Origin of the sequence: Streptomyces sp. NPDC047515, from assembly GCF_040643055.1 — a bacterium.
Classification (GTDB): Bacteria; Actinomycetota; Actinomycetes; order Streptomycetales; family Streptomycetaceae; genus Streptomyces.
The window spans coordinates 61439-74002 of sequence record NZ_JBEYTM010000010.1 but is presented as its reverse complement, the minus strand read 5'-3'; the positions used below and the strand labels follow the sequence as shown (position 1 = coordinate 74002).

At 66.3% G+C, this 12564-nt stretch carries 16 protein-coding genes; 10 read left to right on the top strand and 6 right to left on the bottom strand.

Annotated features, from left to right (window positions below; translation table 11 throughout):
• Nucleotides 1-330: 330 nt before the first annotated feature.
• The 4 genes from ABZ826_RS11275 (at nucleotide 331) to ABZ826_RS11260 (ending at nucleotide 4161) form a co-directional block, all read left to right on the top strand.
• The gene (locus ABZ826_RS11275; RefSeq protein ID WP_361445698.1) at nucleotides 331-729 is read left to right on the top strand and encodes a DUF6507 family protein; all 399 of its coding nucleotides are present in this window, start codon (nucleotides 331-333) and stop codon (nucleotides 727-729) included.
• Nucleotides 730-734: 5 nt separating this feature from the next.
• Nucleotides 735-3035 (top strand): hypothetical protein, encoded by a 2301-nt coding sequence (locus ABZ826_RS11270; protein WP_361445695.1) that lies wholly within the window; start codon nucleotides 735-737, stop codon nucleotides 3033-3035.
• Nucleotides 3035-3415, top strand: a complete 381-nt coding sequence (locus ABZ826_RS11265) for a hypothetical protein (RefSeq protein ID WP_361445692.1) — start codon at nucleotides 3035-3037, stop codon at nucleotides 3413-3415. Before ABZ826_RS11270 ends, ABZ826_RS11265 begins: the two co-directional genes overlap by 1 nt.
• 272 nt (nucleotides 3416-3687) lie before the next feature.
• Nucleotides 3688-4161, top strand: coding sequence for a DUF6177 family protein (locus tag ABZ826_RS11260; RefSeq protein WP_361445689.1), 474 nt, complete (start codon nucleotides 3688-3690; stop codon nucleotides 4159-4161).
• Nucleotide 4162: 1 nt separating this feature from the next.
• Here ABZ826_RS11260 and ABZ826_RS11255 read toward each other — a convergent pair whose 3' ends face one another.
• Entirely contained in the window at nucleotides 4163-4408 is a 246-nt protein-coding gene (locus ABZ826_RS11255) for a DUF397 domain-containing protein (protein ID WP_361445686.1), read from the bottom strand.
• The gene (locus tag ABZ826_RS11250) at nucleotides 4401-4736 is read right to left on the bottom strand and encodes a DUF397 domain-containing protein (protein WP_361445683.1); all 336 of its coding nucleotides are present in this window, start codon (nucleotides 4734-4736) and stop codon (nucleotides 4401-4403) included. The genes ABZ826_RS11255 and ABZ826_RS11250 overlap by 8 nt, the downstream gene beginning before the upstream one ends.
• A 431-nt stretch (nucleotides 4737-5167) precedes the next feature.
• Between ABZ826_RS11250 and ABZ826_RS11245 the strand changes: the two genes are divergently transcribed.
• The 5 genes from ABZ826_RS11245 to ABZ826_RS11225 all read left to right on the top strand — a co-directional run bounded on the left by ABZ826_RS11245 (nucleotide 5168) and on the right by ABZ826_RS11225 (nucleotide 9693).
• A complete protein-coding gene (locus ABZ826_RS11245; protein ID WP_361445680.1) occupies nucleotides 5168-5761 on the top strand; it encodes a hypothetical protein in 594 nt (197 codons plus the stop codon).
• Nucleotides 5762-5770: 9 nt separating this feature from the next.
• The gene (locus ABZ826_RS11240) at nucleotides 5771-6412 is read left to right on the top strand and encodes a hypothetical protein (RefSeq protein ID WP_361445677.1); all 642 of its coding nucleotides are present in this window, start codon (nucleotides 5771-5773) and stop codon (nucleotides 6410-6412) included.
• A gap of 350 nt (nucleotides 6413-6762) precedes the next feature.
• A complete protein-coding gene (locus ABZ826_RS11235; protein WP_361445674.1) occupies nucleotides 6763-7131 on the top strand; it encodes a hypothetical protein in 369 nt (122 codons plus the stop codon).
• Nucleotides 7132-7313: 182 nt separating this feature from the next.
• A complete protein-coding gene (locus ABZ826_RS11230; RefSeq protein WP_361445671.1) occupies nucleotides 7314-8711 on the top strand; it encodes a DUF6177 family protein in 1398 nt (465 codons plus the stop codon).
• 94 nt (nucleotides 8712-8805) lie between these two features.
• Nucleotides 8806-9693 carry an alpha/beta hydrolase gene (locus ABZ826_RS11225; protein WP_361445668.1) on the top strand — a complete coding sequence of 296 codons (888 nt, stop codon included), beginning with the start codon at nucleotides 8806-8808 and terminating at the stop codon, nucleotides 9691-9693.
• A 27-nt stretch (nucleotides 9694-9720) separates the two neighbouring features.
• Here ABZ826_RS11225 and ABZ826_RS11220 read toward each other — a convergent pair whose 3' ends face one another.
• The 4 genes from ABZ826_RS11220 to ABZ826_RS11205 all read right to left on the bottom strand — a co-directional run bounded on the left by ABZ826_RS11220 (nucleotide 9721) and on the right by ABZ826_RS11205 (nucleotide 11676).
• Entirely contained in the window at nucleotides 9721-10125 is a 405-nt protein-coding gene (locus ABZ826_RS11220) for a hypothetical protein (protein ID WP_361445665.1), read from the bottom strand.
• A 255-nt stretch (nucleotides 10126-10380) separates the two neighbouring features.
• Nucleotides 10381-10632, bottom strand: coding sequence for a DUF397 domain-containing protein (locus tag ABZ826_RS11215; RefSeq protein WP_361445662.1), 252 nt, complete (start codon nucleotides 10630-10632; stop codon nucleotides 10381-10383).
• Nucleotides 10625-10813: a DUF397 domain-containing protein gene (locus ABZ826_RS11210; RefSeq protein WP_361445659.1), complete on the bottom strand. Its 189-nt coding sequence runs from the start codon at nucleotides 10811-10813 to the stop codon at nucleotides 10625-10627. Before ABZ826_RS11210 ends, ABZ826_RS11215 begins: the two co-directional genes overlap by 8 nt.
• A gap of 11 nt (nucleotides 10814-10824) precedes the next feature.
• Nucleotides 10825-11676, bottom strand: a complete 852-nt coding sequence (locus ABZ826_RS11205) for a helix-turn-helix transcriptional regulator (protein WP_361445656.1) — start codon at nucleotides 11674-11676, stop codon at nucleotides 10825-10827.
• 212 nt (nucleotides 11677-11888) lie between these two features.
• Between ABZ826_RS11205 and ABZ826_RS11200 the strand changes: the two genes are divergently transcribed.
• A complete protein-coding gene (locus ABZ826_RS11200) occupies nucleotides 11889-12350 on the top strand; it encodes an ATP-binding protein (RefSeq protein WP_361445653.1) in 462 nt (153 codons plus the stop codon).
• Nucleotides 12351-12564 lie beyond the last annotated feature (214 nt).

The following is a 12564-nucleotide window of genomic DNA, read 5'->3' as shown; positions in this document are numbered from 1 at the left end:
CTTGAGCTTGCCCGGACCTGACGCCCGCAACCCGCTTCTCTATCGCAAACACCGTAAGTCGTCCCGCTCGACCGCCCGGCCCCCGCCTCATGAAACGGCAGCAGGAAACGAAAAGGGCGGCGCGAGCTGCTCATCCAGCGATGATGCCGAGTCGCCACGTCATCTCGGCCAACACGCTCCGCGCTCACCTGAACGCACGTTTGGCTTGAAATGCGTTGCCAATGCTACGAGCACCTTGATACAGATGAAGATCCTGTTGTCAGTGGCACGTGCGTTGCTGGACGCAGTTGACGAGACGTATCAGCCGGGGGATGCGGGGGGGGGGGTGGCATGACGGGGTGGGACATCAGGCCGAGCGGGGTGGAGTCCGTTCTGTCGTTGGTGGGGCTGGCGGCCGAGGACCTGAGCAAGGACGTCAGGGGTTACGGCGAGAGCGTGGAGGACGCCGCGCAGCACGCCGGGACGATCAGTGGTCCGTACTGCGGTGAGGCGCCCGCAGGGCCGGTGGGGGCCGCGGTGGTGAACTTCGTCGCCGACACCCAGCAGCGGATCAGGTTCATGGCCGCCCGTACGAAGAAGTCGATGGACGGCACGGTCAAGGCCACCAGCGAGTACATCGAGGGCGACCTCGCCATGGCCGCCCAGGCCCAGCACGACGCGGCGAAGGCTCCCACCCCCGCCGAGATCAGGGCGGTCGGGCAGAAGCCCGGCCAGCGGGGCGGGGAGTAGCCGACGTGATCGAACCGGGGGGAATACCGCAGTACACAGGTGACTTCGGCCAACTGGAGAAGGCCGCGTCCAGCCTGCGTACGCACGCGATCGGCATCCGGAACGGGGGAAAGGACGTCCACTCCCGCTTCCAGGCGACGGCCGCCTATTACAAGGCTCCCGAGGCCGACAAACTGTTCTCGTCCACGCAGCCGGTGATGGATACGGCGGAGGAGTTCGCCGGGGACATCGAATCACTGGCCGACGCCCTGGACACGTTCATCTTCGAGGCCAAGCCGCACGCGGACCGGCTGGATCAGTTGAAGCTGGACGCGTTCACCTTCGTCGACAGTGTCCGGGGCGATGACGACTGGACCGAGGACCAGGGCAAGGTCGACGCGCACCAGGCGTTGATGGACGGCGTGGAGGCGGCACGCGAGGCCTTCCAGGAGGCGGAGCGCAACGCCGCCAACAAGATCAACGCGATCAGTCCGGGTGTGTGCCGCCCTCAGTGGGTGGTGGACGACGGTACGCATGGCCTCGGCATGTACGGCCAGACCGCCGACGCGCTCAAGGACGTGAAGGATCTGCCGTGGGGCAGCCCCGAGGGGCGTACCTACGAGCGCTGGAGTCTGGAGTGGTGGGGCCACGGGGCCAAGAGCTGGGCCTGGGACGGCATCGTCAAGGACAGCATCTGGGGCGGAATCGACGGCCTGGTCACCTTGGCCGGCTTCCACGGGGAGCAAGAGCGTGACCAGGCCTGGGACGGACTGAGGCGCACCGCCGTCGGCGGCTACGCCTACGGCATGGACCTGTTCGGACAGGACGAGCACCTGACCGGCTGGCAGCGCGACAGCAAGGAGTACGCGAAGGAGTTCGGCAAGCAGTTCGTCGCGTACGACACGTGGGAGGACGATCCCGCTCGCGCTCACGCCGTGGTCTCCTTCAACCTGCTCACTCTCGCCTCCGGCCCACTGGCCGCAGCCTCGAAGCTCGGCAAGGGCGGCACGTTCGCGAGAGCGGCCGGCACCATGGCGAAGATCGGCGACGCCCTCGACCCCCTCGGCGGCGCCTTCAAGGCCGCCAAGGCCCTCTCGGACCTGCCCAAGGTCTCCCAGGTCCTGGCCAACGTCAGCGACCACCTCCAGATACCGAAGACGAAGTTCCCCGACGACGCCCTCGACCTCAGCGACCGCTACCGGGTCGACAAAGACGGCAACTTCATCCCGCTCGACCGGGACGGCACACCCAATCTGGACCCGGCCAAGCGCGAACCCTCCGCAGCCGAACGGGGTGTCGGCGGACGGCAGGGCGACCGTGAACCGGTCGGCGTCGGGGCACGCGCGCCCGGAGCCGCCGCCCACGCGGGCGACAGCCTGCCGCCGCGCGGCAGCCACGACGCAGGCGGCAGTAGCGCTACGGGAAACACGACGCACGGGCCGACAGACGAGCTGGGCCCGGCTCGAAGTAACGACGGCGGCCATACCGGAGGAGGGCACGGAGAGACCCCGAACGGCCCGGGCCACACGGACGGCCCCGGCGGCGGCCCCACAGTGCCGCATCAGGTGGAACACGCAGAAGGGCCCACTGCGGCGGGACATGACACACCAACTGTTGAAGCACACACAGGCGGAGGTACAGACCACAGCGCCCCTGAATCAGCCTCCCACCCCCACGAGGCGCTCTCCCCCGAGACGGTGGTGGGGGACAACGGTGCGAGACCAGCCGCAGGGCACGGCGAGAAGCTCATGGAGCAGCTGGACGTCAGCAGCCCCCGCGTGGCCACCGAGAACGGCATCATCACTCATGTGGACGGCCTCCCGGTTGCTGACTACCTTGATCAGCTGGCCCGCGACCGTGGCGCCATGTATCTGCAGGCAAAAGAAGCCGGAACGTTTGCACGAGCCCAGACAGGCGCGTGCGTGGGCTCCGTGATCGATTTGCGCACGGGTACGATCATCGAGGGCATCAACGGTCCGCGTGATCTGACCATTGAGACCAGCCGGCTCCACCCGACGCTGGCAGACCGGTTCAAGTCCATCGGTGATCCTCCTCCTCACAAGGACGAGCCGCTCGGACATGCTGAGGTAAAGGCGGCCAACGAGCTGCTGTGGATGCGCACGCGACAGGGACTGCCGGACGACGCCTCCGCACTGGCCGAGATGCGTGCGTCAGTCGAGTTTCCGTTCCTGAAGAACCCGGAGACGGGGGCGCGCGGCCGCAGTGCTCCCTTCTGCGCCAACTGCAACCATATGTTGGAGGGTATGCCCAGCAGTCACGGCCGGTTTACGGGCTTCCCACCGAGTGACGAGAACTGGATTCCATGATGACCGAGGCAGTGCGAATCGACATCGACGATCCCGATGTGGACATGGATATGGGACAACGCCTGCTGTACCAGGGTGAGCTCTTCACCGGGGAGGCAGTGGAGTACTTCGGCCAGCAGGTCGTCGCATTGGACGAGTACGTGGATGGCCTCCCCAACGGACGCTCTCGAGCGTGGTATCCGGATGGAACGCTGCGGTCAGAAGGCCGGAACCAGGATGGACGCCCTATGGGCGAGTTCAAGAGGTGGCATCCGAATGGCGTCCTTCAGCAAAGAAGGGTCTTCGACGGTAGCGTCGCGTCACTTGCCGAGGAAGATAAATGGGACGACAAGGGCAACCTTCTCAGCTCTTGGCGGCGCGAAGCCGGAACTCTACCGTGACCGTTGTCGTGACCCGCCATTTCACGCCTGGTGCCGCGGAAGAGGAATCGGGCTGAGTACCTCAGGGGAAATCTGGCCGAGGACATCGACAAGCTGGAGGAGTACCCGCACCCTCTCGACATAGCCTTCAACGACGCGCCCTCCCACCTCGGTGCTCGTTGCACCGTCGACCCGCGCGCGGCGAGGCTTGAGACGTGGGAAGCCATGGTCAACACGCTCCAGTTGGGGTCGGCCATCTTCGCTACCGCGTGCGCGGACGGAGGAACCGTGGAGTGCCGTATCAACCGCGAGATGCGCACGCTCCCGGCCACTGGTACGACGAGTTACGCCTGTCTCGGCACGGCACGTGGCTGACGACATTCTGGCCGGCCTGGCGCACACTCACCGGCGCCCCGCCCGCCGGCTGGGCCACCGCCGAACCCATCAACGTTCCCTGGTCGCCACGGCAGTTGACCGACCTGGCCCGCACCCGCGCCCAACAGTCCCTGCCCCCCTGGATCGCCGCCGTCGGCGCCCCCGACCGCCCGGCCATCGCCACCATGCGCACAGTCCGCACCCACGCCGGCGTCGAGGAGCACATCACGCTGGCCACCGGCTACGGCGCAGACCAGAGCAGAGCAGACGGCAGCGAACAAGACTCAGACATGATCGAAGACGGAAGGCTCGCAAGCGACCTCGCGACCTTGCGCGCCTTCTACGCCCGCGCAGCTGAGGCCGGACACGCCGTGATCAAGGACATCTCGTGACTCAGGACGGGTTGACCGGGCCCTCGTCGTCGAGTCCTGCGAAGTGGTCGAACTCGCCTGCAACGACGCCCTTGGTGAAGGCGTCCCATTTCGTCGTGGTCGTCGTCACGACGTTCTCGGGGCCGCTGGTCTCCCGTAGATGGACCAGGCCGTCCGGGCCGAAGGCGATCTCGATCCAGGGGCCGGGGCCCTCCTCGCCCTCGGGGGCGGCGCGGATCCAGGTGAGGTCGGCGGGGATGTCAGCCATGGACGCGGTTCTCCTTGACGGCGCGTACGAGGGCTGTCCACGCAGCGGGGGTGGTGCGGAGTATCGCTCCGGTGGGGTCGCTGCTCTCGGTGAGGCTGACCGTGCTGTTGCGCGCGGCGACGTGCAGGCATGAGTGCGGTCCTCGTTGAGGACGCCGCGAGGGCCGCCCAGGGGGCGGGCGTGGTGCGGGGGGTGCGGGCGGGGGCGCCGAAGAGGTAGGACTGTGGCGCCCGACGGCCGCTTCGGCCGGCCCTGGCTCCGGCCGGGTTTGATCGCGTCCGGCCTGGCCTTCACAGGCCTCTTCCCTATCGCAAACACCGTGAGCCACCCTGCTTGGCTGCCCGATCCCCGCCTCATGGGACAGCAGCAGGAACCGAAAAGAGCAGCACGATCTGCTCACCCAGCAATGGTCGTCGGCCGCCACGACGCCCTGGCGACCACGCTCCGCGCTCACCGCAACACGCGCTTGGCTTGAAATGCGTTGCAAATGCTACGACCGCGCAAGCAGTTCGTCGCGTACGACACGTGGGAGGACGATCCCGCTCGCGCTCACGCCGTGGTCTCCTTCAACCTGCTCACTCTCGCCTCCGGCCCACTGGCCGCAGCCTCGAAGCTCGGCAAGGGCGGCACGTTCGCGAGAGCGGCCGGCACCATGGCGAAGATCGCTCAGGGGACAGTACGGGCAGCAGCCACGAACCCTCGGGTGAGCCCGGCCGGTTCAGTGATGGCGATCGCGTATCCGCCAGCCCTACTGGTCCCATGCGCGCCGAACAGGAAGCTGGGGTCGCAGCCGCGTTTGATCGTGCGAAGATGCCACCGCAGGACCAGCAGCGCGCACTTACGCAGCTACGCAAGGGAGACTACGGGGCGGGCGTCGCCGAATTCATCGCCCGAGGAAACTTTGACGGAGTTCCTGAATACAGGGAACTACTCAACCAATGTAAGCAGAAGGGCATGCTCCCCGCCGTGCACCAGGCCATGGAGTTCGCCTCGGATCTCCAGTCACGTGGGGTGAAGGACCTGGCCTTCGAGTACAAGAGCAAATCAGAAAAGCTGGACCTGGATGTCTTGGTCAAGTCGGGCGATGAGATCAAGTATGGATGCCAGTTGAAGGATGTGGACGCGGAACACAGCATTGGTTCGGCGGCCCGCAAGATCGCGGACAAGCAGCTGGCTGGCGAGATCGCGGGCACTAAGGTCGCCATCCTGGACATCCACGACACCAAGTCCGCTCTTACCGAGTCGACCATCAGAGATGTGGAGCATTACGCCAAAAAAACTGGCGCAACCTTCGAGCTCCGCTTTCGAGATGGTTCCATCACGATCCCTCCCAACGGCCATATCTATCCGTAAGGAATTCTCATGTCCATCTTGATGCGCGCACCCGAGGAATGCGCCTCCTGGGAATGGGAGCTTGACGATTTCGCACCTCCCGGACTTAATTCGGCACTGATGACCGCGACGCGAATGTCAGAACTGCTGCGAGGTCACGATCTGCTGGAGCCCCATTCCCTTGAGTGGATGTGGATTGTCTATGGCGTCGGCGGCGTCGGTGTGACCACAAGGCTGTCCGTGATGGGGCGACTCGACGAAGCGGAACTCGCACAACGGATTCGCCGGAGCCATCCCTCGGGCTTCCCGGATGCCGAAGTCGGCGCCATTTCGGTATCCGGCAGAGGTATGTGGCTTGATGCTGAGGGCAAAGAGCGCCATGAGTCTGATCTCCTCGCGCTGACAGTGAGCCCGGATGAACTGCACCTGTCAGCCGAAGTCGCTGTATTCCATGATATTTGGGGGCATTTCGACTTCAGGGGGATCCCTCATCCGGGCATCCAGAAGCGAAATGCTCCACGCTTGGCGGCTGCCCTGCACGCCCTCGACGCGCTTCTCGGGACTACTGCCGAGGCGGGCGATCCGACATATTTCGGACATGCCGAAGGGTATGGGATCGAGATGCCCGACATGATCGACGGGCGGGGCCCCGACCTAACGGACAGGCTTTGACCGTCTTCGACGTGACAGCCCTTAATAGCGCGACAGAGAAGGCGGCGATGCGGCTGAAACACGACGGCATCGGCCATCGAGTGGCCGTGCTGGACATCCACAAACCGATGGGGAACCTCACGCCCAGAATGTTCTGTGAGGCAGGATTTCAAGCGGAGGACGCCGGAGTGTAAGGAAAAATGATGTCGGCATTGATGCGCGCGCCACGGGAATGCGGTTTCTGGTAGGGAAACAGGACTTCCGGGCAAGGGTGCCCCATTCTGTGCCAACTGTTACAATATGCTCCCCGGAATTCCGTCACCTCACGGTCGTTTTACAGGCTATCCGCCTAGCGACGAGAATTGGATTCCATGATGAACCAGGTGCATCGCATCGACATCGATGACCCTGATGTCGATATGGACATGGGTCATCGCACGCTCTATCGGGACAAGTTGTTCACAGGAGAGGTCGCAGAATACCAGGACGGGCAAATAGTCTGCCTTGATACCTACACCGACGGAATCAAGAACGGATTGTCCCAGATGTGGCATCCGGATGGCTCTTTGAGGTTGCAGGGAACTGTCATCAATGGCGTCGCATCAGGGGAGTTCCTGGAATGGCACCCCAATGGCACTCTGAAGTCTCGAAAGTTTTTCGACAGCGATATCTATTCGCTCCGAGAAGAGACCACTTGGGACGAGAAAGGCAACGTTGTTCGCGACTGGCATCGCGAATAGGAGTCGATGCGGGCACCTCTCCGACTCCTCAAGAAAAGTGTGACCTGCGGGTTACCGGCACGACAACGGCATGGGACCCGATCTGACCGACCATCTCTGACCGCCGAGAAGGCGACTTCCATCCTGCGGCACGGATGGCGGGAGCGTCCGTGGTCCACCGAGCCGCACTTCAGGAGCAGCACATGACCCAGGACGTCGTCGCTCTCACCCCGCAGATGCCTGACACCAAGACGCTGCTGGCCGGGCTCCACGCCGGTGGCCCCGATCTGCTCGTGAACCGGGCGGGGGGTGGGTCCGTCGTTCAGTTGTGTACTGCTGCCGGGCAGGCGTTGGTGTCGGTCGAAGCGCCCAGGTATCTCCAAGTCCCGGGCGAGGTGGACCGGTTGCTCGGGTCGAGCGTGCACGCGGAGTCGCCCGTGTGGTGGACCGAGGCGCGGGCCACCACCGCTGTGGAGGAGGCCGGGCGGCTGGCCGGGTCCGTCGCCGGGCGCCTGACCGCCGTGCACGGGGGCACCGTCTGGCCGCGCGAAGCCGGTCATACCGATGTCGTGGCCGACCTCGCCGACGCCACCACGACGGCAGCCCCCATGGGCGTCGACATACTCACCGACACGGCCGCCGTCGTCATCCAGGGGCGCCCCGTCGTCGCCGCCACGACCTGGCTGACCGACGTGGTGCGCAACACGATCCGGACCGGGCGTGAACTGCAGATCCTCACCCCGCCCTGCACCCGGCTCACACTCCCCGCCCGCACACTGCTGGACGGACTGCCCTCCCGCTGGGTCGTCCGCGACCCCGAGTGCGGCTACTACGACGGGCTCTCCGGAGCCGTACTGCACTGGCACAGCGGCCGATTCGTCCCGGTCGCCGGCGACAGCCCCCGAATCGCGGAAGCCTTCCGGCCCCGTCCCGGCACCGAGGGAGAACAGCAACTGCTGCTCTCCATCCGCACGATCCACCCGGCCGACGAGCGGCTCGTCCTGGGCGGCGCCCTGGAGCAAGCCTGGCGCGTGCTCACCGGAGCCCCGCCCGCCGGATGGGCCACCGCCGAACCCATCAACGTCCCGTGGTCGCCACGGCAGTTGACCGACCTGGCCCGCACCCGCGCCCAACAGTCCATGCCCACCTGGATCGTCGCCGTCGGCGCGCCCGACCGCCCGGCCATCGCCACCGCGCGCACAGTCCGCACCCACGCCGGCGTCGAAGAGCACATCACTCTGGCCATCGGCTGCGGCGCGGACCAGAGCACTCCGGTGGACGCCCTGCCCGCGCTGGCCGAGTCCCTGGCGGCTGGGCACAACCTCGCCACGATGGTCACCCAACTACGCACCGCACGAGCGGATCTGACCACCCCGGCCCACTACGAGCCAGCCCCGGTACCTCTCACCTTCACCCTCGGCCCCGACGCCGTCGCCGACCTCGGCCACGATGGGACCCCCAGGGTCTTCGCCCCCGTTCGGCTCGGCCCGGTCGCCCGGCCCGCCCTGCACTATGCACTCGGCGACGGGACCGACCTTGCCGCCTGGCAACACCTCCAGCGGATCAACGACGACCTGAACGACGCTCGGCAGAAGAAATGAGCAGGGTCTCGGCAGCCTGCGTGGAGGACGTGAAGGTCAAGCGCCACCGATAGTCCGGCTGTGCTCCGACAGCGGTTGCTGGGAAACTGCAAGCATGCCGATTGTTGAAGTCTCGCCCGGGGTGTCCATCGCGTACGAAACCTTCGGTGACCCCTCCGACACACCTGTCCTGCTCGTGGTGGGTTTCAGCGCTCAGATGATCGCCTGGCACGAGGATTTCTGCCGTGCACTCGCCCATCGTGGCCGCCACGTGATCCGGTACGACAACCGCGACTGCGGGCTGTCCACCAAGTTCGGTGGTCATTCCGTCGATACGGGCCGGCTCATCGCCGCTGTGAGCTCGGGAGACATTCCGTCCGCCCTCGCGATGGTTCCCTACACGCTTCAGGACATGGCCGACGACGGCCTCGGCCTGCTCACGGCGCTCGGAATCGAACGAGCTCACGTGGTCGGATCCTCCATGGGCGGAATGCTCGCCCAGACGATGGCCATCAGCCAGCCGACGCGGGTGGTGACCCTGACGTCGATGATGTCCTCGACCGGCGAGCCCGAATACGGCCGGTCCAGTCCCGAAGCCCAGGCGGTGGTCTCCAGTCCGAAGCCGGCGGACCGCGAGGGATACATCGCAGCGGCGGAGAGAGACCTGGTATGGGCCTCCAAGCGCTATGGCGACCCCGCGGCCCTTCGTGAGCTGGCTGCCAACAGTTACGACCGCGCGTACTGCCCGGCCGGAGTCGGACGTCAACTCGGAGCGATGATCCTCAGTGGTTCACGCGCACCTGCGCTCCGGGAGCTTCGGGTCCCGACTCTGGTGATCCATGGCCTGGACGACACACTGGTCGACCCCAGTGGTGGGGAACGCACCGCAGAACTCGTGCCCGGAGCGAAGCTCTTGTTGATCCCCGATATGGGTCACGACCGCCCCCGCGAACTCTGGCCCGAGATCAACGACGCCATCGAGGCACACACCAGTCGCGAATGAACAATTTCAGCGGCAGCCCCGCCACGGTCACGCCGCCCCGCCGTAGAGCGCCCGGAAGTGCAGCAGCGCCCGATGGTCCGAGTCGGATTCCGTAAGCGTGCAGTCGTCCTCAAGGACACCGTTCTCATCCCACTGCTTCGCCCACAACGCAATGCCGTACTCGTACTCGCCGTCCTCCGCGAGCTGCCCGTTCCTGTGCCACTCCCGAGCCCGTCCGTGCAGCGCCCCCCGCTCGAACGTCGAGTCCACCATGGGCTGCCCCGACGGATACCACTCCTTCGTCGGCCCCCACCGCAGGCCCTCCCGGTAGGCCGCCTCGGACTTGAGGGCGCCATTCTTCTCCGTGAACGTGACCCCGGTGAAGGGCGCGTCGTCCAGGTAGTGGAGGCCGTCGTCCTTGCAGTCGACGCGGTCCGCCGGGACTCGATCCATGGAGGCTTCCTAGCTGTCCTGCCGTCTGGTTCGACGGGCGCATCCTGTCGGCTGCCAGCCCTCAAGTTCCGGCTGCTGCCGGTGACTTGTGATATCCGGTCCGGTCCGATTCTGGCAAATCGCCATGGTCGTCCGAGGAGCGCCGCCGGGCACAGCGGCATCTGTTCAGCCGACAGTGCCCCGGCCGTGCGGGCCCCCCGTACGTCCCCGGCGCGGTCGCCCACGTCGAGCGATGAGGGGCGTTGTCCGGCGAGGTCAGGCCGGGGCCACCGGGCCCTCGTCGTCCAGTCCGGCGAAGTGGTCGAACTCGCCGGCCACGACGCCCTTGGTGAAGGCATCCCATTTCGTCGTGGTCGTCGTCACGACGTTCTCGGGGTCGCTGGTCTCCCGTAGATGGACCAAGTCGTGCGGGCCGAAGGCGATCTCGATCCAGGGGCCGGGGCCCTCCTCGCCCTCGGGGGCGGCGCGGACCCAGGTGAGGTCGGTGGGGGTACGGGGGTCAGCCATGGCGGTGACTCTCCTTGACGGAGCGTACGAGGGCCGCCCAGGCGGCGGGTGTGGTGTGGAGTATCGCCCCGGTGGGGTCACTGCTCTCGGTGAGTTTGACGGTGCTGTGGCTCGCGGCGACGTGCAGGCAGGATTCGCCCTGCCCGCAGTACGAGGACCTCCGCCATGAGTGCTGGTGCATATCCAGATCCTTCACTGGTCGGCGATCAGGCTGTGGATGAAGTCCCGGGACTTGTCCGGCGCCAGGGCCACGGCCTCCATGCGTGCCAGCAGGAGGCGGTAGGCCTCCAACTCCGCCTCGGCATCCACCAGAACAGGGCCGTGCGACTGATCCAGCGAAACCGTGTCGAGGCGGGGCACCGAGCCGTGCACGTACAGGATGGTCTGCCCGGACCCGGGATAGGCGCCGATGGCGAACGGGATCACCTGGACCGAGATGTGTTCCCGCTCGCTCTGCTCAACCAGATGTCGAAGCTGGTTCCTGGCGACGGCAGGTCCGCCGACCGGCACGCGGAGGGCAGCTTCATGAATGACTGCCCGGTACGTCGGCGGGCTTGGTCGGTCAAGGAGGGCCTGGCGCTGAAGTCGGTGACTCACTCGGTGCTCAATGTCCGAACGAGAGAACTCCGGCACCACCTGCCGGAAGATCTCGCGGGCATGGTCCGTGGTCTGGAGGAGACCCGGGACATGGGACGTATTGGCGGACCGCAGCCCTGTCGCGTGGTGCTCCAGTTCTGCGATGTCCAGCAAGGGGGAGGGCAGGACCTCGCGGAACGTCTCCCACCAGCCCGATGAGCGTTCCCCGGCGAGATCGAGCAGCCCTGCGATGTACGTGGGGTCCGAGCAACGATAGTTGCGAGCCATGGCCCGAAGCCGTTCCGCGCTCACGCCGAAACGGCTCGCCTCGATGTTGCTGAGCTGAGCCTGGCTGATCCCGAGCAGCCGGGCGCCGTCAGTGGCCGTGAGCCCGGCGCGTTCTCGCAACCGACGCAACTCGGCCCCAAGGCGCAGGCGCCGCACGCCGGGGGTGCTTCTGGACGCCATGTGTCAACCCTCCTTGATCAGGAACATGTTGGCAACGTCACTCACACGAGTGCATATCTCAATCGATTGCCGATCTCGCAAATATTTTATGTCTCGTGCCGCTAATTTGGACCCAGGCCACTCGCCCGGAAGTACCCCGCTCGACGGAGCGGCCTCGTCACCGGGCACATCGAAGCGCACCCTCCAACCTCCCTCCGTGATCGGAGACTTCCATGGTCAGTGCCACGGTATCCCCGCCCTGGGCGTACACCCTCCAACTCCCGCAGGATCCCCGCGCTCCCGGCGTGGCCCGCTCCACTCTCCGCACCGTCTTGCGCGTGCACGGCATGCGCGAACTCACCGAGGTGGCGGAACTGTTGGCGAGCGAGCTGGTCACCAACGCGTACCTGTACTCCTCAGGGGCCTACTCCCTGCGCCTGCACGACGCCGGGCGCAGCCGTGTCCGGCTGAGCGTGTGGGACACCAACCCGCACATCCCCGCCCCTTTCCGATGGAACGCCGAAGCACCGGAGGAGCTCGCCGAACGCGGGCGGGGGCTGTACCTCGTCACCCTCTACGCGGAGAGCTGGGGCGCCCACCCCATGGGGACCGGACTGCCGGGCCAGGGCGGCAAACTGCTCTGGGTGGAATGCGCCGCCAAGACGGAGGAGGCTCCGTCGTACGGCGCTCGGTGAACCGGAACCCGCCGAAGGCCTGCGCCGCGTCCTTGCCGCAAACAGGGCACGCCACCGGTTGTGGTCAAGATCCGCCGGGTTACGGGTCTGTCCCAGCGAGCAACAGGCGCGAACAGGTGCGGAACGGTGGCGGGAACCGCCGTCCCGGCCGGTCGGCGGCGTGCCCCGGCGGGGTGCGCCCGGTGGTGGTGCGCGTTGTGCCTGGCTGTGCGTG

What these genes read in the sequence shown, in the direction of transcription:
- ABZ826_RS11275 (WP_361445698.1), top strand. Translation starts at nt 331, where the DNA reads ATGACGGGGTGGGACATCAGGCCGAGCGGGGTGGAGTCCGTTCTGTCG.
- ABZ826_RS11265 (WP_361445692.1), top strand. Translation starts at nt 3,035, where the DNA reads ATGACCGAGGCAGTGCGAATCGACATCGACGATCCCGATGTGGACATG.
- ABZ826_RS11255 (WP_361445686.1), bottom strand. Translation starts at nt 4,408, where the DNA reads ATGGCTGACATCCCCGCCGACCTCACCTGGATCCGCGCCGCCCCCGAG.
- ABZ826_RS11245 (WP_361445680.1), top strand. Translation starts at nt 5,168, where the DNA reads ATGCGCGCCGAACAGGAAGCTGGGGTCGCAGCCGCGTTTGATCGTGCG.
- ABZ826_RS11240 (WP_361445677.1), top strand. Translation starts at nt 5,771, where the DNA reads ATGTCCATCTTGATGCGCGCACCCGAGGAATGCGCCTCCTGGGAATGG.
- ABZ826_RS11235 (WP_361445674.1), top strand. Translation starts at nt 6,763, where the DNA reads ATGATGAACCAGGTGCATCGCATCGACATCGATGACCCTGATGTCGAT.
- ABZ826_RS11230 (WP_361445671.1), top strand. Translation starts at nt 7,314, where the DNA reads ATGACCCAGGACGTCGTCGCTCTCACCCCGCAGATGCCTGACACCAAG.
- ABZ826_RS11225 (WP_361445668.1), top strand. Translation starts at nt 8,806, where the DNA reads ATGCCGATTGTTGAAGTCTCGCCCGGGGTGTCCATCGCGTACGAAACC.
- ABZ826_RS11220 (WP_361445665.1), bottom strand. Translation starts at nt 10,125, where the DNA reads ATGGATCGAGTCCCGGCGGACCGCGTCGACTGCAAGGACGACGGCCTC.
- ABZ826_RS11215 (WP_361445662.1), bottom strand. Translation starts at nt 10,632, where the DNA reads ATGGCTGACCCCCGTACCCCCACCGACCTCACCTGGGTCCGCGCCGCC.
- ABZ826_RS11210 (WP_361445659.1), bottom strand. Translation starts at nt 10,813, where the DNA reads ATGCACCAGCACTCATGGCGGAGGTCCTCGTACTGCGGGCAGGGCGAA.
- ABZ826_RS11205 (WP_361445656.1), bottom strand. Translation starts at nt 11,676, where the DNA reads ATGGCGTCCAGAAGCACCCCCGGCGTGCGGCGCCTGCGCCTTGGGGCC.
- ABZ826_RS11200 (WP_361445653.1), top strand. Translation starts at nt 11,889, where the DNA reads ATGGTCAGTGCCACGGTATCCCCGCCCTGGGCGTACACCCTCCAACTC.